Source organism: Terribacillus saccharophilus (assembly GCF_002272075.1).
GTDB classification, from domain to species: domain Bacteria; phylum Bacillota; class Bacilli; order Bacillales; family Amphibacillaceae; genus Terribacillus; species Terribacillus saccharophilus_A.
Genome location: NZ_NPBJ01000023.1, coordinates 183672 through 205498, shown reverse-complemented (window position 1 = coordinate 205498; position 21827 = coordinate 183672). Strand labels below are relative to the sequence as shown.

The following is a 21827-nucleotide window of genomic DNA, read 5'->3' as shown; positions in this document are numbered from 1 at the left end:
CGGGAGAGCGTCTCTTTTCTTATAGAAGCCAAGCTCAAAATTGCTGAGGGAAAATTGAATTACTGATAAAATGAGAGTAGGGCGGTGATTAATTCGCCTTTTGCTGCCCATTTTAATGAAAATATTCCGTGCAGCTAGTAGAAAGGAACTTTAATATGCAGTCACTGACACATGAGAATTTAACGCAGCTTAAAGAACTGAAGACAGAACTTACGAGATTTACCGCCGTATACAAATTCGCTCTGGATGAAGTGAATACGAAAATCAATATCTTAAATGAAGAATTTTCTTATATTCACGATTATAATCCAATTGAACACTGCAGTTCCCGATTGAAATCACCAGAAAGCATTTTAAAGAAAATCTTTAAGAAGAATATTGATTTTTCATTGGATGCTATTAAGGAAAATATCAAGGATATCGCTGGTATCAGAATTACCTGCTCATTTAAATCGGATATCTACGCAATAAGCGATATGATCGAGAAGCAAAAAGATATCGAACTTATCGATAGGAAAGATTATATAAAGAACCCGAAACCAAATGGCTACCAGAGCCTGCACCTAATTGTGAAAGTACCCGTATTTTTGTCTGATAGGGAAGAAAGCGTGTGTGTGGAGATTCAAATCAGGACGATAGCGATGGATTTTTGGGCCAGTCTGGAACATAAAATCTATTATAAATATGATAAAGCAATACCGAATCGGCTGGCGAATGAATTAAAAGCAGCTGCTGATTCTGCATCCGCGTTGGATGATAAGATGGAAAAAATTCATAATGAAGTAAAAGAGCTAAAGAATGAAAGTTTAAATGAACAACTCGATGAAGTTCTCGACGTGAGCAGCATGACTGCAACTCGGGACAAGATAATGCAGGGTATACTTCAGCAGCTAATAGACAAGCCGAAGAGACTTGAATAAAAATTTGAAATGAAGAACCGTTCCTGCATTTTTTTGAACGGTTCTATTTCATTCACTAACTGTTTCCGAGAGGTTTTCTGCATCTACCTAAGTCAACACCTTCATGACTCAACTCTCTTTTTAGATTAACAATAGGCGAACCGTTGTAAATTGTTTCTAGGACGTCATTAATACAATCAATCTCTTTTTGTTCTATCATGTTTCCAGATAACAGACCTTCAAACCATGATTGTATTCTAATAGGAGCAATATTGCCGGCAATAGAAGATAAACGTGAAAAGCCATATTGAATTTTCTGCAACAGGTCCCGCTCTCCTCCAGCATAAATATAAAATACACCATCTGATACGTTCCTCAATATATCGGAAGCTTTGCTTGAATTTCCTGCTTCTTTTAAGCCAATAACCGAATCTGATTTTGCAAGTTCAAGTACGCTTTCAACAGATAAATCAAAGCCTGTGCGAGCCGGGTTATTGTATAAGATTACTGGTTTCTTGACCAAAGAAATAATACTTTTTGAATATATCAATGCTTCGTTCTGAGTAGGTAAGAGGTAGGGGGGATAGCCTAAGAGAATTGCGGCAATATTGGTCTTACTGATTTCTTTAGCAAGTACTTCAGCTTCAGATTGTCTGATCGCTGAAACACCGAAGATAATTTCCATATCGCTAACGAGCAATTCTTCCTCTTCTAAAGCTGTTAGCAGCTCCACTTTTTCCTTTAAACTAAGGCTATGCTGCTCCCCGGTTGAACCGCAAACTAGTACAGATCGAATACCTTGGTTATATAGTTGTCTTATGTGATCTAGAGTATGCTTTGTATCGAGTGCCTCGTTGTCTTGAAAAGCAGTAGGTACAGCGATATGATAAATTTCTTTCAACATGAGCTTAACTCCTTCGTGAAAATTTATTTGCTGACCACTTAAGAATCAGTTGCTCTAAAGCCGTGTGTATGTAGTACTCACCATAACCTAGTTTAACAAGAATTGTATAGAAAATAATTGGGCTGGAAAAACCTCATCACAATGAAAGCGTTTACATAAAATGCTGTAAATCCGCTGAGGAGGTACAGTCATGAGTAAAGTGAATCAGTTCCTAGAGGAGAAAGTAATGCCTGTCGCCGCGAAGGTAGCGCAGCAGCGACACTTGAATGCACTCCGTGATGGACTAATTTTATCAATGCCACTCATCATCATAGGTTCTTTCTTTTTAATTCTAGCCAATTTTCCGATCCAGTCGTATATGGATTTCCTTGCTGAACGGCCGCAGCTCAAGGAGAGTTTGCTATATCCATATCGCGGCACGTTTGAACTAATGACCTTGATTGCCGTTTTTGGAATCGGTTATCGTTTGGCTGAGTCATATAAGGTTGATCCACTTGCGGCTGGTGCTGTATCTTTATCGGCTTATTTCGTCGGCACGCCATATGTAACGTATATCATCGGCAAGACACCAGAAGGCGTGGATATCACAGAAACAGCTTATCAGACAGCGATGTTCACAAGTAAAGGGCTTTTTGTCGGGATGCTGATTGCGCTTCTGTGTACTGAAATATATCGGTTGATTGTACAGCGTAATTTAGTCATCAAACTGCCTGACGGTGTACCGCCAGCTGTTGCTCGCTCTTTTACCGCCCTGATACCAGGATTTTTTGCAATCATTGCAATCTGGGTCATTCGTTTGCTAGTAGAGAACGTCGGTACTTTTGGCAGTATCCATAATGTCATCACAGTGCTCCTGCAAAAGCCGCTCACATCTATCGGAACGAGTCTTGCTGGTACAATGATTATTTTTCTGTTAATCACATTGCTTTGGAGTACTGGTTTACATGGATCGACGATTGTTGGAGCTGTAACAGGACCGATTTGGCTGACGTTGACAGCGGAGAACGCTAAATCCTTTGAGCTTGGCGAGCCCGTGCAGCATATCGTTACAAATGAAATAAATGATATCGTCTTTATAGGAGGTTCTGGAACAACACTGGGCCTTGTGCTGGCAATGTTATTATTTGCGAAAAGTCAGCAGATGAAGCAGCTTGGAAGGCTGAGTATCGGACCAGGTATATTCAATATCAATGAACCGGTACTATTCGGAATGCCTATTGTCATGAACCCGCTCTTGATCGTGCCCTTCATTTTCACACCGCTTATTTCGGTACTGATTACGTATCTGGCTATGGACTGGGGAATCGTTGCGAAGCCTATAGGAATAGTGCCACCTTGGACAATGCCGCCTATATTACAAGGCTATCTAATTACAGGCAGCATATCAGGGGCAATTCTTCAGATTGTCATTCTTGTCCTATCATTCCTTATTTATTACCCTTTTTTCCGGCTATGGGATAAACAAAAAGCAAAGGAAGAAGCGGCAGGAGGAGAAGAGCAGTAATCTGCTCTTCTTTCTACATAGAAAACCTTAAATTAAAGAAGGTGTGAAAAGATAAGGATAGTGGAATGTTAATATAGATAATCTTTCAATATAGAAAAATTGAAAACTTTGCAGGAAATAGCACAAACAATCGAGAAACAAATAGAAAAAGCTATGGGAGGGGAATTATGACGACGTCGTACGAGGCATTAGTAGCAGAAATGGAACGTATTTCGACAGTGATACAGAAGTTTCCGGAAAATCTGCAAGGCAAGGTTTTCGACATAATGGTAAAGAGCTATCTTGGTGAGCAGGGTTATGGCTATGAGGCGGCGGCAGCAGAGGAGCCAGAAACAGAAACAGTACAGCACATTTCGGTTGTCGACTCCAATCGAGTTCAATCAATCAAGAAGCGTCCGATCCGCCGGAATAAGGACTCCTATAGCATGGTGAAAGACCTTGATTTACTAGGCAAAAGCGGTGTGGAACCATTCCGTGATTTCCTGGAGCGATATGAAGTGAATTCCAATATAAAATTCAATACAGTGGCTGTCTACTATTTAAAAAATATCCTGCATATACCTGATGTGACAATTGATCATATTTATACATGCTACAAAAATGGCGAGCGCAAGGTGCCAGGCAATCTAAGACAAAGTATTACAGATACCTCCAGCTCCAAATATGGCTACATCAACATGAGTGACAATCATATTACTCTTAGTGTCCTTGGGGAGAATCTAGTGGAGTTCGAGCTGAAGCAGGAAGCTTAATTTTAGTTTAGAGAAAGCGCAAACAAGGAATATAGAATTTAGAGCGTTACTGAATCATCACAAATGAGTGGAGGGAAGTAACATGATGAAGAAAACGAATATCGGATTGATCGCAGGAGGAACAGTCGCAATAGCCGCAGCAGCAGGTACCTTTTCTTATTTGAAACGCAAGAAGGATGATCCGAATGTGACAGGGTCGAATTTGCAGGATAAAGAGCGGGAGGACAAGATGCCTAGTCCGGAAGCGGATTTTGAAAAAGAGGAAAGAGGCCTGAGTGCGCTGGATCATGCGTACCGGGAAGAATGGGTGGCAAATACAATTACACCGACTGAAGAAGAGATTAAAGCGGCGGAAGAAAAAGTGAATAAATAATTTGAAACCGGCTATAAAATATACTTTATAGCCGGTTTTTTATGGGCATTTTCATATTAGTGAGACTTTGAGTAAAGATATGTGTAATTGGTGTGCAGTCTTTTCTTGTAATCTTCTAGAGCAATTCGTATGGAGTAAGCAGTATTTGTAAAAAGTATTCCTAGTTTTCCATTTGTTTTCTATCTATAATGGAATTAATAAAAAAAGAGGGAGTAACAATCTCATGACGGCATTATCCTTTTACACCGTTGCCATCGTTGCACTTATTTTGCTAATTGTGTTAGGTGTTATCATCGGAATCTATCTAGTATTTAGAACGTACAACCGAAGACGCCAGCAGACATATATGGCTGAATGGCAAGCAGATCGGAGGCAACGAGAATGACAATGTACCAGATTGTACCTATGACGCAGTCACAGGCTGAACTTATTGCGAACACATGGAGATATGAAGGCATCTATGCTTTCTATGATATGGACCAAGATGAAGAGGACTTGGCTGAATTCCTTGACCCAGAAGCGAGAAAAGGAAATGTTTATGCGGTGACACAGATGGAAGAGGTGATTGGCTTTTGCAGTATACAATCAGAAAATGATGAAGTCGAAATAGGATTTGGTATGCGTCCAGATTTGACTGGCAAAGGCTTTGGACAGGAATTTGTGTCATTTCTGGTAGAACACATCATAAAAACATATCACCCAGAAAAAATTTCCCTTGCTGTAGCTTCATTCAATAAGCGGGCTATTACGTTGTACGAACGAATTGGTTTCCGTCTTACTGAATGTTTCGATCAGCAAACAAACGGGGCGGTGTATCCTTTTATTCGCATGGTGCTAGATGTAAAAAGCCTCTCCAGCTAGATAGATGGAGAGGTTGGTTATTTTCAGATGATTTGTTTACCCATTTGTCCAAGAGCATAATGGATTCCGTGCTGCAGTGTCTGGAAACAATCGAAGGAGGCAAGCGAGATCCCAGAGTTGGATATCTGCAAGCCGAGCTCTGGTGAAATACCGACGAGTAATGTCTTCGTGCCGATTAAGGATGAAGCAGATCCAACCTTGCTGATCAGGTTCGCCGTATATTGGCTGACATCCTTATCCAGGCCTGTCAAATCGAGAAGCAGGTATCTTGCTTTATAGGCCGGCAAGTTTTCCAGCGTCTTGAATAGAAGCTCCTCTGACCGTTCTTCATCATATTTCCCGATTAAGGGAACGACAACGACATGATCAAGAACAGGTATGATCGGGGAGGATAGATCACGCACCAGCTTTTTCAATTCCCTGGTCTTATCCTCGACTGTTGCTTCCAGTTCCAAAATTTGCTGTGATTCTTTTTTCCGGGCCAGCTGGTGGATATTCTCCGAAACTGTAACTTCTGAAGGGAAGTAATGGATGATAGTACTTTCGTAGCCTTCCAATTGATAATGCTCTACCTTATACCATATATTTGTTCCGAACATGCCGCTGAAGATGCCCGCATAATGGGCTGGCAAGAAACGGCCTCCTTCAGTTTTGCCTTGAGAAATATTTATCTTATGTTCCCAGCTGTCAACCAATTCTGCTGTCAACGTATGTTTTTCTGGATCAAGATTCTTTATTGTAGTTCTTCCCCAGCCTGCAGAAGCATACGTATTCGTAATCAGTTCCGCAGCTTTATGGATGCCAACGTCAGGTTTGTTTTGGAAATATTCGCCGACAACAGTGCCTTGCCGATATCCCGTTGTTTCGAAAACAAGATTGGAAACCTCTTCTCCAGAAATCTCCTCTATCGTGTCAAAAAATTCACGCATAGCACTGGAAATCCAAAAAAGAACTGAATCCTGATCTTCATATATAAATCTGCCTTTATCCAGTTCCCAAGCAAACTGGAGGCCGCCAATTTCTATCTTATCCAATGGTTCCGTTCCCCTTTTTCGTGCGTTTTATAGTCTAAATATCATTATAAATATTATCCAGATACAATGCCAGTTCTTTGCGGGCCGCAGTAAGTCTTATCTATCATTTCTCTAAATTATTCCTTTATACCAACCATAGCACATAATACAGTTAGATGATGGAATGCAATCTAAAAAATTCAATATGTTCTTAACTTGTTAATGTGCATAATTTACAGCTAGTGAGGCATTAAATAAAACAGAAGCGTACCAAACTGGTACGCTTCTGTTTTATTTTGTAATATCCATAAATCCTTCACCAAATACATCGCGCACATCGTATAACGTGATGAATGCTTTTGTATCGATAGAACGGACTATTTTTTTTAATGGGAGCAGTTCTTGCTTATTGATGACTACATACAGAATTTCCTTCTGGTTCTGTGTATAATATCCGCGTCCTTCCAGCAGCGTAACACCTCTGTCAAGCTGCGTGGAGATTGTCTTGGCAATCGTATCCTTTTGGTTGGAAATGATGAAGACAGCTTTCTTCGGATTCAATCCTTCAATAACAAATTCCATTACCTTCGTTGCGATGTATAGCATAATCACAGTAATTAGAAGCTTTTCTGTGCCGATGATGAACCAAGAAGCTGCTACTACAATCAAATCAAAGAACAATAAGGCAAAGCTTGTATTCCAATCGAGATACTTATTCGCAAGCCGGGCAAGAATAGCAGTACCAGCTGTCGTACCGCCTACTTTAAGTACAAGTCCGATGCCGACACCAGCAAATAAGCCACCAAAGACTGCGTTTACTAGTACTTGATCCGAAGCTATCTCCCAGCTTTCCGTTAAATGAAGGAAGAAAGAATTAAGTATGACGACAATGATTGTATAAAAAACGGTCTGCTTGTCTAGGAATCGGTATCCTATGATAATTAAAAGACCATTCAAAATAAGGTTCATTATACTCGGAGCCCAGCCAAGCGCATAAAATAAAATAATAGTAACACCTGTTACGCCGCCTTCGCCAAGTTCACTCGGAATAGCGAAAATATTCACTGCCAGGGCGAATAGAAAGGATCCAGCCATGAGGAATACCAGGTCTCTGAGGAAGTTCTGCTTTATCTGTTTCATCTGATAACCCCCTTTTAATATGTTGTTTCTTCTCTGATAGACCACGAGATTATATCACACTGCATTATAGCTTGCCATATTACTTGACAAGATTTTGAAAGAATATCTTCCTGTTTTGCAGAAGAGACAGAAAGGGTATTAACATACGGAGAATGATTTCTTAGAAAAATGCGCATAAATTGTGTCTGATTATGAAAAAGATTAGTATGTAAATAGTAGGAGGGTATGTAGATGAGTGATACATTTAAAGCATTAATTGCAGATAAACAAGGAGAAGATTTCTCTGTTCAAGTGAAAGAAATGGCCGTTGACCAGTTGCCGGAGGGAGAAGTATTGATCAAGGTTCACTACTCTGGTGTCAACTATAAAGATAGCCTAGCGACGATACCAAATGGAAATGTAGTGAAGTCTTACCCTATAGTTCCAGGTATAGATTTAGCTGGAGAAGTTGTATCTTCCGAGGATGAGCGCTTTCAGCCGGGAGATCATGTCATTGCCACGAGCTATGAAATCGGAGTTGCTCGTCATGGTGGATACAGCGAGTACGCGAGAGTGCCAGCTGATTATATCGTACCAGTGCCGGAAGGAATGACGACGAGAGAAGCAATGATTATCGGTACAGCAGGGTTTACAGCTGCACTATCCGTTCAGCGTTTGTTGGAGAACGGATTGGATAAAGAGAATGGCCCAGTACTTGTTACCGGAGCAACCGGAGGAGTCGGCAGTTTTGCAGTAGCTATTTTGTACAAGCTTGGCTTCGAAGTGGAAGCGAGTACAGGCAAACAAGAGGAGCACGAATATCTTAAGGAGCTTGGAGCTACTCGTATCATTTCGCGCGACGAGGTGTATGATGGTAATCTTAAGCAGATTGCAAGCCAGAGATGGGCAGCAGCAGTCGATCCGGTCGGCGGGGAACCGCTCGCATCAGTTCTCAGCCAGCTCAAGTATAACGGATCCGCTGCAGTGAGCGGATTAACTGCCGGAGGCAAAGTCCCGACTAGTGTATTCCCATTCATTCTTCGCGGAATCAACTTACTTGGTATCGACTCCGTTTATTGTCCGAAACCAACACGTGATAAAGTTTGGTTGCAACTGGCAACTGCCTTCAATCCAGGAGACTTGGAACGTTTCGTTATAGAAGAATTGACACTGGAACAATTGCCGGAGGCATTACCTAAGTTATTGCAAGGTCATGCTCGCGGCAGATATCTTGTCCGTATCGGCGAATAAAGTGAAATAATGTGACATTAGTGTGTCGGTGAAATTTGAACTGTTTGTGAACAACGTCACAAATTGTTTTCCTAAGCGTTCAACCATGGCATAATCATAATCAAATGACTATGTGAGGTGCACAAAATGATTTATCTTTTAATTGTGTTCGCAGTAGCTTGTGTTGTTGGCTGTTTTGCAGCTTGGTTGAAAATGGTCAAGCAAGACGAAGAGCAATTTGCAAGTGTGACGGAAACTCAGACAGAAACATATAAAAAAGCTAACTAAATGATATTAGCGTGCTGCCCTGGCAGCACGCTTTTTTTATATGCCAATAAACTTTTCTTCAGAAAATGTGTTATAACCTTACTTAATTAGGGTAAAGGTATGGTATTCGAATTTTGAGTAAGGAGAAAGGTACTTGGAAATGAAAACATTTGCAGAGATGACCAAAAGTGTAAGTGCTTTTGCTAATTTCGATGAAGCGGCACAGGGTGTGCTGAATATTATCAGTGAATTCGTGAAGATTAATACATTATTTATCGCTAAAAATGACAACGTTCATAATAAAATCATTAAAGTTGTTAATCAAAAAGAAAATCTCCTCCAGGAAGGAGAAAAGCTTCCTTTTAATGAGACATTATGCAAGCTTAGTGTCGATCATGGGAGAGAAATACTAATTATCCCAGACTTAGCGAAGAGCGAACTATCTCAATCACTTGAAGTAGCAAATAACCTCGGGGGCGGTAGTTTTATCGGGATTCCGATCTATTTTGAGAACGGAGAGAATTACGGAACTATTTGCGGACTTGATTCGAAATCATTTCCGTTTACGGAAGAGCATATTCGTTTATTCGAAACGATGGCATCACTTTTGACGTTTGTGCTAGAGCTTGAGAACGCCAACAAACAGATACAAAATCTATCGGCACCATTCGTTCCGATTACTGCTGGGGTTGCGGTGCTTCCGATTATTGGGTTCATACATGAGGACAGAGCTGAAAAAATCATTCAGCTATCTTTGCAGAAGAGCCAGGAGTTGAATTTGGATTACCTAGTCATTGACTTATCGGGTATCTCTCAGATTGATCATGTTGTAAGCAATTCGTTATTAAAGATAGCTACTTTATTGAAGCTTATTGGTGTAAAACCAATTCTGACCGGATTCCATCCGGATTTAGCATTAAAAGCTTTATCGTTGCAGATGGAATTAAAAGACATAATAATAGAGGCCAATTTAGAGCGTGCATTGAATAAGATCGGATTAAAATTAGAGAAGCGTGATGATAGCTTTTAAAACCAGACAGAGATAACTGTCTGGTTTTTTGTTTAGGTTTGGTCCGGAGTGGTAATGGGTTATCATCTGATAGAGAGGAAGAAGTATCGTGCTGTTAACAAGTTTCGCGTTTGTTTGTCTTTTCGCTGTGATTTATTTTTTATCTGCAGACCTCGATTCTATCTGCCAGCATACACTATCGGGTGCATGCAGGAAAAAGGAAATTTAGCAGCGTTATTGTATTTCTGTATCCCTGGTATTTTCTACACAATCATCTGGGGAATGGTAAAATAAGGAGGAACAACTTAAAATGAAGAAATCGCTCGTTTATAAACATAAGGGTACACTGCTGCAAGGTTCTGTACATATTCCCGAAGGCAAGGGACCGTTTCCGGCAATACTCATGCTACATGGATTCGCTTCTAACCGGATGGGGAACCAGGACAGCTTTGTGCGCATGGGGTATCGACTGGTGGCGGCCGGTTTTGCCGTGTTCCGCTTTGATTTCAGTGGCTGTGGGGAGAGTGAAGGAGATTTCTTTGACTTGACGGTGACGAGAGAAATAGAAGAAGCAATAGCGCTCATTCATTTTTGCCGCCAGCAATCTGAGGTCGATCCAGATCAATTCCATTTACTTGGGATGAGTCTTGGAAGTGTCGTAGCCAGTATGGCTGCGGGTAAGCATCCCGAGCTGATCAAGTCGCTTTGCTTATGGTCACCGGCTGCTGTCATTGTGGATGAAATCACGAAACAAGGCACCATACAGGGGAAGCCCGTAGATATCATCAGAAAACAAGGGTTTATGGACATTCGCGGAAGAAAACTTGGATCAGCTTTAATAGAAGATGTAAAGACATTGGACATTTATGAGACAGCTAAAAGTTACCAAGGGTTAGTAAAGATTATCCATGGTGATGCAGATGATATCGCCCCTATTGAGTATGCGGAGAAATATATGGTGATTTATCCAGAATCAGCGGAGCTTGTAACAGTGACTGGAGCAGATCATGGCTGGGCGAACCTTGAAGATAGGGGTATCTTATTTGACGAAACCGAGCGGTTTTTCCTGAAAGGCGGAAATGAAGATGAAGATACGACAGGAGAGTAATGAAGAAGCAAGGGAATATATCCGAGAGAAAGTAATTGCGTATAATATGGAACAATTGCCTGAAGAAAGAGGAGCCAAAAAGGAATCCACAGCATTCACGGTTCGTGATGACACAGGCAACATTATTGGCGGTATCACCTGCATGCTTTTTTGGCAGCATCTGCATATTGATTTTCTTTGGGTAGAAGAATCGAAGCGAAAAGCTGGGTTTGGAGAGAGGCTGTTAGCTGAGGCTGAAAATTATGCCAGACAAAACAATGCAAGGCTTATTAAATTGGACAGCTTCAGCTTCCAGGCACCTGCTTTTTATCAGAAGCATGGGTATACAGTATTCGGAAAAGTAAAGGATCATCCAGCCGGGCATACTCAATATTATTTGGTTAAGAAGTTGTAGAAACCTTTTAGAGTTGATTAACGTTGGAATGTAAAAGGGGCAATAAAGTATGATGACATACGCATTTGAAACGATTGAGATGAAGGCTTTTTCCGGCAAAATGAAGACAGACTATCGGAAAGTTGTGCAGGAATATGCAAGAAACGGCTGGCGTTTACATAGTATGAACCCGATACCAGGTCATGACGGGATGGCTCTTAGTATTGAGCTGATTTTCGAGAGAGAAGCGTAAGAGGTGGAAGTATGCAAATTAGAGAAATAGAAGAAAAAGACAATCAACCAGTCGAGCAGCTCATTCGAACATGCTTGAAGGAATTTGGTGCTGATAAGCCTGGAACAGCCTGGAGTGATCCAGATCTTGGCCGTTTCTATTCTTTGTATCAGCAGCCTGGTTCAAAGTATTGGGTTGTAGAACAGGAAGGTACGATTGTTGCGGGCTGCGGAATTGGACCTGTCGAGGGACATCCAGAAGTTTGTGAGCTGCAGAAGATGTATGCAGCTGAGAATATGCGCGGAACAGGTGTAGCCCACGAGTTACTGCTGACAGCTCTTGCTTTTGCTAAGCAGCATTATAGTCGATGTTACTTGGAGACGCTGAGCAATATGGCTGCTGCAAATCGTTTTTATATAAAGCAAGGCTTTCATCTTTTGGACAAGCCTTTGAGTGAAACGGAACATTACGCTTGTGATGTTTGGTATATCAAGGATTTATAATGTAATGGAGGGAAGGCGAACTGTTGCATTTCAAACCAATTGTGATGTTGCTGGAAGCAAATGAGATTGAATATGCAGTAGGGGGTTCGCTGCTGCTGTATTTAAAAGGGCTGTCTGTTAGTCCAAACGATGTCGATATACTAGTAGAGCCTTGGCAGTTTTCCATAGCAAAGGAAGTACTTCAAAACAGAGCAGTTAAATCCGAGGACAAGCTGCCACAGGGCCGATTCAAAACGAAGTCGTGTACAACCTTCACTATGTCAGATGGGTTGCAAGTGGATTTGATGACTGGTTTTGCAGTTTCCTATGCTAATAGTGTTTTTGAGATGCCCTTCTCTGCCGTCAGGGAACAAACAAGAGCTGGTGCATTGCCGCTGGCTAGTATGGAGGCGTGGTATATCATGTATTGGCTGTTACCCGGAAAAGAAGATAAGCGCTCTATAATGGAACATTATTTCCGCAGCTGCGGCCTGAAAGACCGGCATTATTTGCAGCAAGCGTTCGAACTTGAACTACCAGAAGGTGCATCTGACGCGTTACGTGTGTTATTAGCGTAAATAAGAAGCAATGCTCAACTCAATGTCAAAATAATTTCATATTAACTACTTGAAAATCCCTTTCTTAAGGGATTTTTTTATTTGTTAACAAAGCTGTTACGATTACGCCACAAATTGTTCAATATTTCACAAACTTAAATAGGAAAGCAGGAGTATACTAAATGCAACAGGACATTGTGACTAATTTCACAAAGTTTCCGATAAAATTATGAAAAGAAAGAAGGCGGCAAAATGGATGTTGTAGAGCTTTCGCGTATCCAGTTTGCATCAACGACGTTGTTCCACTTCCTATTCGTTCCGTTAAGTATAGGATTGGCATTCATCATTGCAATCATGGAAACGATGTACGTTGTCAAAAAAGATGATAAATATAAAAAAATGGCGAAGTTCTGGGGACATATATTCCTGATTAACTTCGCAGTCGGTGTTGTCACCGGTATATTACAGGAATTCCAATTCGGGATGAACTGGTCGGAATACTCCCGTTTTGTAGGGGACGTTTTCGGTGCACCGCTTGCTATTGAAGCGCTGCTAGCATTCTTTTTGGAGTCCACTTTCCTTGGTTTGTGGATTTTCGGTTGGGATCGCTTACCGAAATGGGTACATGCATTATGTATTTGGCTTGTGTCTCTAGGTACGATTTTCTCCGCATTCTTCATTCTGTCTGCGAACTCATTCATGCAGCATCCAGTCGGAGAAGTATTGCAAAATGGCAGACTTGAAATGAATGACTTCTTAGCAATCATGACAAATGGTCAGCTTTGGGTCGAATTCCCGCATACAGTCTTCGGATCGTTTGCGACTGGTGCATTATTCATCGTAGGTATTAGTGCTATTGCGCTTTTACGCAAGAAACATGTGGCGTTCTATAAAGGTTCCTTTAAGGTAGCTATTGTTGTCGCTTTGATCAGTGGTATTGGTATTGCATTATCTGGTCATGAGCAGGCATTATATCTTGTTGAAACACAGCCAATGAAAATGGCTGCAAGTGAAGGTCTGTGGGAAGACAGTGCCGATCCTGCACCTTGGACAGTATTTGCCAATATCGATACAGAAGCGAAAGAAAATTCGGGTGAGCTTAAAATCCCTTATGTACTAAGTTTCTTATCTTACGGTGAGTTCAGCGGTTCAGTCGAAGGGATGAATTCGTTGCAGGAACGTTATACAGAGCTATATGGTCCTGGTAATTACATCCCGCCGGTTAAGACAACATTCTGGAGTTTCCGTGTCATGACGGTTTTAGGCGGAGCAGTTCTTGCTTTATCTATCTGGGGTGCTTACCTTTATGCACGTAAAAAACTTGTTACTAGCAAATGGTATTTGCGCATCATGATTGTTGCTATCAGCTTCCCGTTCATCGGCAACTCTGCCGGTTGGATTATGACTGAAATCGGTCGTCAGCCTTGGGTTGTATTCGGTTATATGAAAACAGAGGATGCGGTCAGTGCCGGTGTAACAGCAGGAGAAGTTCTTTTCTCCCTTATCACGTTCTCGGCTCTGTATTTGATTCTGTTCGCGGTCATGATTACTTTGTTTGTCCGTGAAATCAAAAAAGGACCGGAGCACGATATTGAAGAAACAGAACCAATCGCAGATCCATTCACGAAGGAGGGTCAACATGCTTTCTCTTAATGAATTTTGGTTCATCCTCGTCGCAGTTTTGTTCGTTGGCTTCTTCTTCCTGGAAGGCTTCGATTTCGGCGTCGGGATTGCAAGTAAATTTGTAGCTAAAGATGATTTGGAAAGACGAGCGTTCATCAATTCCATCGGTCCATATTGGGATGCGAATGAGGTATGGCTGATTACAGCTATTGGTGCGATGTTCGCAGCCTTCCCTAACTGGTATGCGTCGATGCTGAGCGGTTTTTATCTTTGCTTTGCTTTCATTTTGTTCGGGCTGATCGGCCGCGGGGTAGCATTCGAGTTCCGCGGTAAAGCAGACCATCCGACATGGCGCAAGACTTGGGATTGGGTGATACTCTTCGGCAGTATTATTCCGCCGCTTGTTTTCGGTATTATGTTCACTGCATTGATCCAAGGTGTACCAATTGATGAGAATATGCATATGCATGCTGGCATATCCGATGTCATCAACGTCTATACAGTACTTGGCGGAGTGACATTGACAATGCTTTGCGTATGGCATGGTCTTATCTTCGGAACACTACGGTTGATGGACACATTACGTGAACGCTGCCGTCGAGCAGCGAAAAGTTTGCTGCCGATTAACGCAATTTTATTGGTGGCATTCCTTGGAATGACATTCTTTAAAACAGATATGTTCAGTGTACATGGCAATATTTTAGAGTATCTATTCATGGTCGGTATTCTTGTTTATATCGCATCTGGCTATTTCATTACACGTAAACGTGATGGCTGGGCATTCCTGATGTCTGGTTTAATCATGATTCTGCTGATTGCTTCCGTATTTATTGGTCTATTCCCACGGGTAATGATCAGTTCCATCAGTGAAGCTTACAGCTTAACTGTACAGTCAGCATCATCAGGAGATTATTCTTTAAAAGTCATGACCTATATCAGTTTGGCGTTGCTGCCATTCGTATTAGGCTATCAAATTTGGAGCTACTACGTTTTCCGTAAACGTGTAGATCATAAGGAGCATATGGAATACTAATGGGCAGAAATTTAATGGCTTATAAAGGAATAAAAACGGTGCTGCTAGGGCTATCCGCATTAACGCTGCTGCAAGCTGTGGCCATTATCTTTCAAGCGAAATGGCTGGCGGAAGCCATCACGCACCTATTCCATGGGGAAAGCTTCCCTTCCCAAATACCACTTATAGGCTGCTTTATAGCAGCCTTTCTTGCTAGGCAGCTTTTGCAGCTTATCATTAAAAAAATATGTTATCGCTTCGCAGAAGCAACTGTTGAGGATATGCGGAAATCATTTTTGGAAAGTGTATTCAAGCTGGGACCACGCTACACTAGACAGGAAGGAACCGGGAATCTGGTTACCTTCTTGCTGGAGGGAGCAGGTAAGCTGCGGGACTATCTGGAGCTGTTCCTGCCAAAGCTTGTTTCCAATATGATTACGCCATGGCTTGTACTAGTTTATATCTGGCTGCACGATGATATCTCGGCTGTCATTTTATTGGTTACCATTCCTATTTTGGTTGCATTTATGATTTTGCTTGGCTTAGCTGCACAGAAGAAAATGGACAGTCAGTGGAAGGCATACCGTATGCTTTCCAATCACTTTGTTGATTCGTTAAGAGGATTGGAAACATTAAAATTCCTAGGTCGCAGCAAGGAGCATGGCGAGACGATTGAAAAGGTAAGCGGACAGTATCGTAAATCTACGTTAGGTACATTGCGAATCGCGTTTCTTTCCTCATTTGCGCTGGACTTATTCACACAGCTTGCAATTGCTTTCGTTGCTGTTACGCTTGGTCTCAGATTGATTGATGGGACACTTTTGCTGGAGCCAGCATTGATGATCCTGCTGCTTGCACCAGAGTACTTCCTTCCGATTCGTGAGGTAGGGAATGATTATCATGCTACATTGGATGGTAAGGATGCAGGTGATCAGATGCTTGCAGTTATCAAGCTTGCAGAAGAGAAGCATAAAGGAAATCAAGCAGGGATTTGGAGAGAAGACAGTGAGCTTGTCTTAAACGATGTGACGGTTACGTACGACAATGACCGTCCTGCTTTGTCAGAGATAAAGCTAAGTATCAAAGGGAATCAGAAGGTCGGTTTGATTGGAGCAAGTGGTGCCGGCAAATCAACTTTCATTGATTTACTCAGTGGCTTTATCGATCCTGTTTCTGGTGAAATGGAGCTGGACGGGAAGCCTCTAGATTTCTCAGCTGAAGCATGGCAGAAACAGACAGCATACATTCCGCAGCATCCATTTATTTTCCAAGGCAGCATCAAGGACAATGTAAGATTCTATGCGCCGGAAGCCTCTGATGAACGAGTAGAAAAAGCGATTGATCATGCTGGGCTAAGAGAAGTTGTCGAAAGACTTCCAGAGGGCTCTGACACTTTGATTGGGGAAGGGGCCCGCAGCTTAAGCGGTGGTCAAGCACAGCGTGTAGTCCTGGCACGGGCATTCTTGAGCGATCGTTCGATTGTCCTGCTGGATGAACCAACAGCACAGCTTGATATTGAAACGGAATATGAATTGAAAGAAGTAATCGATGAACTTGCTGCAGATAAACTGTTGTTCTTCGCATCCCATCGGCTTCATTGGATGCAGGAAATGGATCTGATTGTCGTCATGGATAACGGCAGAATAGCAGAGTGTGGCACGCATGAACAATTAATGGCGAACCGCGGCTTATATGTCCGTTTGCTTGAAGCACAAATGGGGGATAATCATGAAGCATCGTGACTGGATCATGCCATATGTTAAAAGATATAAATATCGCATGCTGACCATATTGCTGCTAAGTATGCTGACAGTGGGATCAGCTGCGGCACTGATGTTCACATCTGGCTTCTTGATTTCTAAATCATCACTTCGGCCGGAGAACATCCTGCTTGTGTATGTGCCAATTGTGCTCGTTCGGGCATTCGGACTTGGACGCTCAGTATTCCGTTATTCCGAACGACTGGTAAGTCATGATTTCATTCTCCGTGTGCTGGCTAAGATGCGGACTAGGCTTTATCATCTAGTAGAACCCAAAGCAGCAACGAGCAAATCGATGAAAACCGGAGAAGTGCTCGGTATATTGGCTGAGGATATCGAGAGCCTGCAAGATTTGTACCTGCGTACGATTCTGCCGACTGCATCCGCGGTTCTTCTATACGTTATCAGTATCTGTGTACTTGGTTACTTTAGTATTGGATTTGCTTTTCTTATGGCGATATACTTCTTCGTGCTGGTTGTTGTTATGCCGATTTTCTCGCTGTTGCATATGCGAGCAGCCAATCAGGCTTACAAGAAGGACAAGGATAAGCTTTATCAATATGTGACAGATGGTTTCCTTGGCATCCATGACTGGCTGCTGAGCGGACAAAAACAGCATTTCTTCAGTCGCTTTTTCAAGCGCCAGGAAACACAGGATAAAGCTGACAAACGGTCGAAGAACTGGTCTTATTATCGTGAATTCATCGGGCAGGTCGTTGTTGCGGCCATGCTGGTAACAATGCTTGCTTTCGGTGCTAGTTTGTTTACGGATGGAAGAATAACAGATGTATTCATTGCTGCTTTTGTTCTTGTCATCATTCCTCTGTCAGAGGCGATTTTACCTGTATCGAATGCTGTGGAAAAGTATCCTCGGTATGAGGAGTCACTTAACCGTGTCACCGAACTGGAATTAAATCAGGAAACAATCGTTCAAGCGGTCTCCTATGAAGGTTCGTTTGAGAATGTTCAGCTGACTATGGATGATGTAGGTTTTGGTTATGAGGAACAGGAAAGTGTTATCAAGAACTTATCACTCGAGCTGACACAAGGTAAAAAAATTGCCATTATCGGTAAGAGTGGTGCGGGTAAATCAACATTGCTAAAGCTTCTGCAAGGGATGCTGGTTCCAGATTCCGGTTCTGTACGAATCAATGGTTATGAAGCATCATCCATTCGTTCGGATATGACAAACCTGGTCTCTGTATTGAATCAAAATCCTTATCTTTTCTATACAAGTGTGGCGAATAACCTACTGCTGGCGAATGAATCTGCGACTGAAGCAGAAGTGAAAGCTATTATGAAACAAGTCAAATTACATGATTTAGTAGCCAGTCAGCCAGAAGGATATCAGACATCGATGCAAGAAACCGGACAGCGTTTCTCCGGCGGGGAGCGTCAGCGTATTGCTCTGGCGCGGGTTCTGCTCCAGAATACGCCGATCGTCATGCTAGATGAACCGACTGTAGGACTTGATCCAATCACAGAACGTGATTTGCTGAAGACGATTTTCGATAGCCTGGCCGGAAAATCCTTGCTTTGGGTAACACACCACCTTGTAGGGATGGAACAGATGGATGAAATTATTTTCCTTGAGGAAGGGAAAATCAAAATGCGCGGGACGCATGCGCAATTGCTGAAGGAGTCCCCGCATTACAGAAAACTATATGAGCTGGACCGCCCGGCGGCACTCCAGCGTATTTGATCCAAAGCTATATAGCTTTGGATCTTTTTTTATGCATAAATCAATAGAAAACGCATCATAATACCCGTAAGCATATTGGAAATGGAGTGACGTGATGGATATACTTCTTGCCGTTCTGCCTGCATTGTTTTGGGGCAGTATCGTGTTATTCAATGTCAAGCTTGGAGGGAGCCCTTATCACCAGATTCTTGGTACGACTATCGGTGCTCTGTTGCTTTCGATTGTACTGTATTTCTTCGTACGGCCCGAACTGACCGGCTTTATCTTTTTGATCGGTTTCTTGTCTGGGGTGTTTTGGTCACTTGGACAAACTTTCCAGCTGAAAAGTGTCCATGCAATCGGTGTTTCTAGAACAATGCCTATCTCGACCGGAGCACAGCTTGTTTCCACTTCTCTTTTCGGTGTGATTGTGTTCGGAGAATGGAATACAACCAGAGCGGTCATTCTTGGAATCCTGGCATTATTGTTGATAATCGTCGGTGCAATCCTGACTTCCAGACGAGCAAAAGGAGAGGGGGGCGATGAAGAGAGTCGTGGTGCTTTCCGTAAAGGTCTAATTTACATTGCAATCTCGACAGTCGGCTATCTCGTTTATGTTGTTATCGCCAGACTATTCGGTGTCGATGGGTGGACTGCTTTATTCCCACAGGCTGTCGGCATGGTGGCAGGCGGAATAATATTGACAGTGAAATACCGACCATATGATTTCTATACCATAAAAAATATACTTCCTGGTTTGATATGGGCTGCGGGGAATATGTTCCTATTTATTTCGCAGCCGCGTGTAGGGGTTGCAACGAGTTTCTCTTTATCTCAAATGGGCATCGTCATTTCCACACTAGGCGGTATTTTCATTTTAGGTGAGAAGAAAACGAAGGGACAGTTAATCAGCATAAGTATTGGTATTGTCCTAATCGTACTTGCCGGTTTCCTCTTAGGCTATACAAAATCATGATAAAAGGAGAGTTTCTAATGTATCCAAGTTTGCAAGGAAAAGTAGTCGTCATTACAGGTTCATCTACTGGTCTCGGGAGAGCTATGGCTTTACGCTTTGGGCAAGAAGGTGCCAAAGTAGTCGTTAATTATTACAACAATAGCGAAAAGGCCGATGAGGTAGTCCAAGAAATTAAAAACAGCGGCAGTGATGCAGTAGCCATACAAGGAAATGTAATGGTGGAAGAGGACGTTAAAAAACTTGTTCAGACAGCTATCGATTCATTTGGTAAATTAGATATCATGATTAATAACGCTGGCGTCGAAAATCCGGTACCTTCTCATGAATTGTCGCTAAAGGATTGGGATCGTGTTATCGGAACGAATTTGACAGGTGCCTTCTTAGGTTCGCGTGAAGCATTGAAGTATTTTGTTGAAAATAATGTAAAAGGAAACATTATCAATATGTCCAGTGTACATGAAATGATTCCTTGGCCATTATTTGCACATTATGCAGCTAGTAAAGGCGGGGTAAAGCTATTGACCGAAACATTAGCTCTTGAATATGCTCCGAAACAGATTCGTGTGAACAATATCGGGCCAGGAGCAATCAACACGCCAATCAATGCTGAAAAATTCGCAGATCCAAAACAAAAAGCAGATGTAGAGAGTATGATTCCAATGGGTTATATCGGAAAGCCAGAAGAAATTGCAGCTGTCGCTGTCTGGCTTGCTTCTGATGAATCCAGCTACGTTACAGGTATTACATTATTTGCAGATGGCGGTATGACCAAGTATCCAAGCTTCCAAGCAGGAAGAGGCTGAAAAAAGAAGACAATGCCCCCGCGGGCATTGTCTTTTTTAGTGTTCATAAATCATTTTGCGTGTCATGCCGCCATCTATAACAATATTTTCACCATTGATGAAATTATTTTCAGCTGATGTCAGGAAAACGCATGCTCTGGCGATATCTGATGGTGTTCCTACGCGCTTGGAAGGGTGCTGATCATGATCGACAGGACGAAGGCTGTCATATTCCTTCGTTTCGATCCAGCCTGGACTAATGCTGTTTACCGTAATGTAGTCATCCTGTAATGACATGGAAAGTGCATGCGTAAGAGCGACGATCCCGCCTTTGGTTGCAGCGTATGCCTCGGTATCAGGTTCCGACATAGTTGCACGAGTCGATGCAATGTTTACAATCGAGCCGCCTTTTCCGCTGTGCTTCATATATCCGGCGGCTTCTCTGCTGGCTAGGAAAGTTCCGCGCAAATTCGTGTTGATAATGCTATCCCATTCTTCGACAGCTAGTTCAAACATATTCTTAAACGCACTAATACCAGCATTGTTAATCAAAATATCTATTTGCCCAAAATGGTCAAAGGCTTGTTTCATAAAGTCAGTCACTTGTGTGTGTTGCCGCATGTCTGCTTGGAGGGCAAGTCCTTCTCCTGCCATTTCCTGTACAGTTTGTTCGACTGCTTCTAGATCCATATCAACTGCGGCTACTTTCGCTCCTTTAGCAGCGTACTGAAGGGCAACCGCCTTTCCAATTCCGTTTCCTGCTCCAGTAACGACAACTACTTTGCCTGAGAATTCCATTACATTCATCCTTTCTTATCGCTATAGAAAATATGTTTTAGAGACCATGTGCCATTCTTTTGAACAATCAATTCGCCAAATGAGAATTGCTCCTGCCGCCGCTTATCTGTTGGAGATCCGGGGTTGAATAGAACAAGACCTGCTTCTTCTTTATGAACAGGAATATGTGAGTGTCCGAAGATGAGCAAATCTAGGTATTCGCCTTCAAATGCCAGCTTCGCTCGTTTTTCAGTGGTTTTTCCCTTTCCGTGTCCATGTGTTAACCCAATTCTTAATCCATGAAAGGTAAGGAGCTGTTTTTTTGGTAAGTTATCAATCAGCTCGGGACTGTCTATATTTCCTGAGACAGCTGTAACTGGAGCGAAAGATGCAAGTGAATCAAGAACTCGGCTGTCCTGAAGATCACCAGCATGGATAATATGGTCAGCTTGCTCTAGATAGGGAAGCAGCGCAGCTGGCCAAACCTTTGCCATACGCGGCATATGTGTATCAGCTAAAATAATGATTCGCAT

Annotated in this window: 25 protein-coding genes; 20 read left to right on the top strand and 5 right to left on the bottom strand. The window is 42.3% G+C overall.

Annotation, left to right across the window (positions count from 1 at the left end; genetic code table 11):
• Nucleotides 1-155: 155 nt before the first annotated feature.
• A complete protein-coding gene (locus CHH48_RS13215; RefSeq protein WP_095219608.1) occupies nt 156-920 on the top strand; it encodes a GTP pyrophosphokinase in 765 nt (254 codons plus the stop codon).
• A 55-nt stretch (nt 921-975) separates the two neighbouring features.
• On the opposite strand, the gene CHH48_RS13210 is transcribed toward CHH48_RS13215, so the two are convergent.
• A complete protein-coding gene (locus tag CHH48_RS13210) occupies nt 976-1803 on the bottom strand; it encodes a dihydrodipicolinate synthase family protein (RefSeq protein ID WP_095219607.1) in 828 nt (275 codons plus the stop codon).
• A gap of 190 nt (nt 1804-1993) precedes the next feature.
• Here CHH48_RS13210 and celB point away from each other — a divergent pair, with 190 nt between their 5' ends.
• The 5 genes from celB (at nt 1994) to CHH48_RS13190 (ending at nt 5293) form a co-directional block, all read left to right on the top strand.
• Nucleotides 1994-3307: a PTS cellobiose transporter subunit IIC gene (gene celB / locus CHH48_RS13205; protein ID WP_095219606.1), complete on the top strand. Its 1314-nt coding sequence runs from the start codon at nt 1994-1996 to the stop codon at nt 3305-3307.
• A gap of 167 nt (nt 3308-3474) precedes the next feature.
• On the top strand, nt 3475-4059 hold the full coding sequence (locus CHH48_RS13200) for a hypothetical protein (RefSeq protein ID WP_095219605.1): 585 nt from the start codon (nt 3475-3477) through the stop codon (nt 4057-4059).
• An 82-nt stretch (nt 4060-4141) separates the two neighbouring features.
• A complete protein-coding gene (locus CHH48_RS13195; protein WP_095219604.1) occupies nt 4142-4432 on the top strand; it encodes a hypothetical protein in 291 nt (96 codons plus the stop codon).
• Nucleotides 4433-4655: 223 nt separating this feature from the next.
• Nucleotides 4656-4817 (top strand): hypothetical protein, encoded by a 162-nt coding sequence (locus CHH48_RS19595; protein WP_175074413.1) that lies wholly within the window; start codon nt 4656-4658, stop codon nt 4815-4817.
• Nucleotides 4814-5293, top strand: a complete 480-nt coding sequence (locus tag CHH48_RS13190) for a GNAT family N-acetyltransferase (protein ID WP_095219603.1) — start codon at nt 4814-4816, stop codon at nt 5291-5293. Before CHH48_RS19595 ends, CHH48_RS13190 begins: the two co-directional genes overlap by 4 nt.
• 23 nt (nt 5294-5316) lie before the next feature.
• Here CHH48_RS13190 and CHH48_RS13185 read toward each other — a convergent pair whose 3' ends face one another.
• Nucleotides 5317-6327 carry an STAS domain-containing protein gene (locus CHH48_RS13185; RefSeq protein WP_095219602.1) on the bottom strand — a complete coding sequence of 337 codons (1011 nt, stop codon included), beginning with the start codon at nt 6325-6327 and terminating at the stop codon, nt 5317-5319.
• A 270-nt stretch (nt 6328-6597) separates the two neighbouring features.
• On the bottom strand, nt 6598-7446 hold the full coding sequence (locus CHH48_RS13180) for a YitT family protein (protein WP_095219601.1): 849 nt from the start codon (nt 7444-7446) through the stop codon (nt 6598-6600).
• A 231-nt stretch (nt 7447-7677) separates the two neighbouring features.
• On the opposite strand from CHH48_RS13180, the gene CHH48_RS13175 reads away from it, so the two are divergent.
• From CHH48_RS13175 to CHH48_RS13115, 14 genes are all read left to right on the top strand, one after another.
• Nucleotides 7678-8676, top strand: coding sequence for an acrylyl-CoA reductase family protein (locus tag CHH48_RS13175; protein WP_095219600.1), 999 nt, complete (start codon nt 7678-7680; stop codon nt 8674-8676).
• Nucleotides 8677-8802: 126 nt separating this feature from the next.
• Entirely contained in the window at nt 8803-8943 is a 141-nt protein-coding gene (locus CHH48_RS19590) for a hypothetical protein (protein WP_175074410.1), read from the top strand.
• 139 nt (nt 8944-9082) lie between these two features.
• On the top strand, nt 9083-9952 hold the full coding sequence (locus CHH48_RS13170) for a GAF domain-containing protein (protein WP_095219626.1): 870 nt from the start codon (nt 9083-9085) through the stop codon (nt 9950-9952).
• Between the two features lie 289 nt (nt 9953-10241).
• Complete coding sequence (locus tag CHH48_RS13165; RefSeq protein WP_095219599.1) at nt 10242-11039, top strand: alpha/beta hydrolase family protein; 798 nt, start codon at nt 10242-10244, stop codon at nt 11037-11039.
• Complete coding sequence (locus CHH48_RS13160) at nt 11017-11433, top strand: GNAT family N-acetyltransferase (protein ID WP_095219598.1); 417 nt, start codon at nt 11017-11019, stop codon at nt 11431-11433. Before CHH48_RS13165 ends, CHH48_RS13160 begins: the two co-directional genes overlap by 23 nt.
• Before the next feature lie 49 nt (nt 11434-11482).
• A complete protein-coding gene (locus CHH48_RS13155; RefSeq protein ID WP_095219597.1) occupies nt 11483-11665 on the top strand; it encodes a DUF4177 domain-containing protein in 183 nt (60 codons plus the stop codon).
• Nucleotides 11666-11676: 11 nt separating this feature from the next.
• On the top strand, nt 11677-12147 hold the full coding sequence (locus CHH48_RS13150) for a GNAT family N-acetyltransferase (protein ID WP_095219596.1): 471 nt from the start codon (nt 11677-11679) through the stop codon (nt 12145-12147).
• A 23-nt stretch (nt 12148-12170) separates the two neighbouring features.
• On the top strand, nt 12171-12704 hold the full coding sequence (locus tag CHH48_RS13145; protein WP_095219595.1) for a hypothetical protein: 534 nt from the start codon (nt 12171-12173) through the stop codon (nt 12702-12704).
• Nucleotides 12705-12935: 231 nt separating this feature from the next.
• A complete protein-coding gene (locus CHH48_RS13140; protein WP_095219594.1) occupies nt 12936-14336 on the top strand; it encodes a cytochrome ubiquinol oxidase subunit I in 1401 nt (466 codons plus the stop codon).
• Nucleotides 14323-15339: a cytochrome d ubiquinol oxidase subunit II gene (gene cydB, locus CHH48_RS13135; RefSeq protein WP_095219593.1), complete on the top strand. Its 1017-nt coding sequence runs from the start codon at nt 14323-14325 to the stop codon at nt 15337-15339. Before CHH48_RS13140 ends, cydB begins: the two co-directional genes overlap by 14 nt.
• Entirely contained in the window at nt 15339-17060 is a 1722-nt protein-coding gene (gene cydD / locus CHH48_RS13130; protein WP_095219592.1) for a thiol reductant ABC exporter subunit CydD, read from the top strand. The genes cydB and cydD overlap by 1 nt, the downstream gene beginning before the upstream one ends.
• Nucleotides 17047-18780: a thiol reductant ABC exporter subunit CydC gene (gene cydC, locus CHH48_RS13125; protein ID WP_245840382.1), complete on the top strand. Its 1734-nt coding sequence runs from the start codon at nt 17047-17049 to the stop codon at nt 18778-18780. The genes cydD and cydC overlap by 14 nt, the downstream gene beginning before the upstream one ends.
• 94 nt (nt 18781-18874) lie before the next feature.
• Nucleotides 18875-19735, top strand: coding sequence for a GRP family sugar transporter (locus tag CHH48_RS13120; protein WP_095219591.1), 861 nt, complete (start codon nt 18875-18877; stop codon nt 19733-19735).
• 17 nt (nt 19736-19752) lie between these two features.
• The gene (locus CHH48_RS13115) at nt 19753-20538 is read left to right on the top strand and encodes an SDR family oxidoreductase (protein WP_095219590.1); all 786 of its coding nucleotides are present in this window, start codon (nt 19753-19755) and stop codon (nt 20536-20538) included.
• A gap of 36 nt (nt 20539-20574) precedes the next feature.
• Here the strand turns inward: CHH48_RS13115 and CHH48_RS13110 are convergent, their stop codons facing one another.
• Nucleotides 20575-21315 (bottom strand): glucose 1-dehydrogenase, encoded by a 741-nt coding sequence (locus CHH48_RS13110; RefSeq protein ID WP_095219589.1) that lies wholly within the window; start codon nt 21313-21315, stop codon nt 20575-20577.
• Nucleotides 21316-21320: 5 nt separating this feature from the next.
• Nucleotides 21321-21827 (bottom strand): metallophosphoesterase family protein, encoded by a 507-nt coding sequence (locus CHH48_RS13105; protein ID WP_095219588.1) that lies wholly within the window; start codon nt 21825-21827, stop codon nt 21321-21323.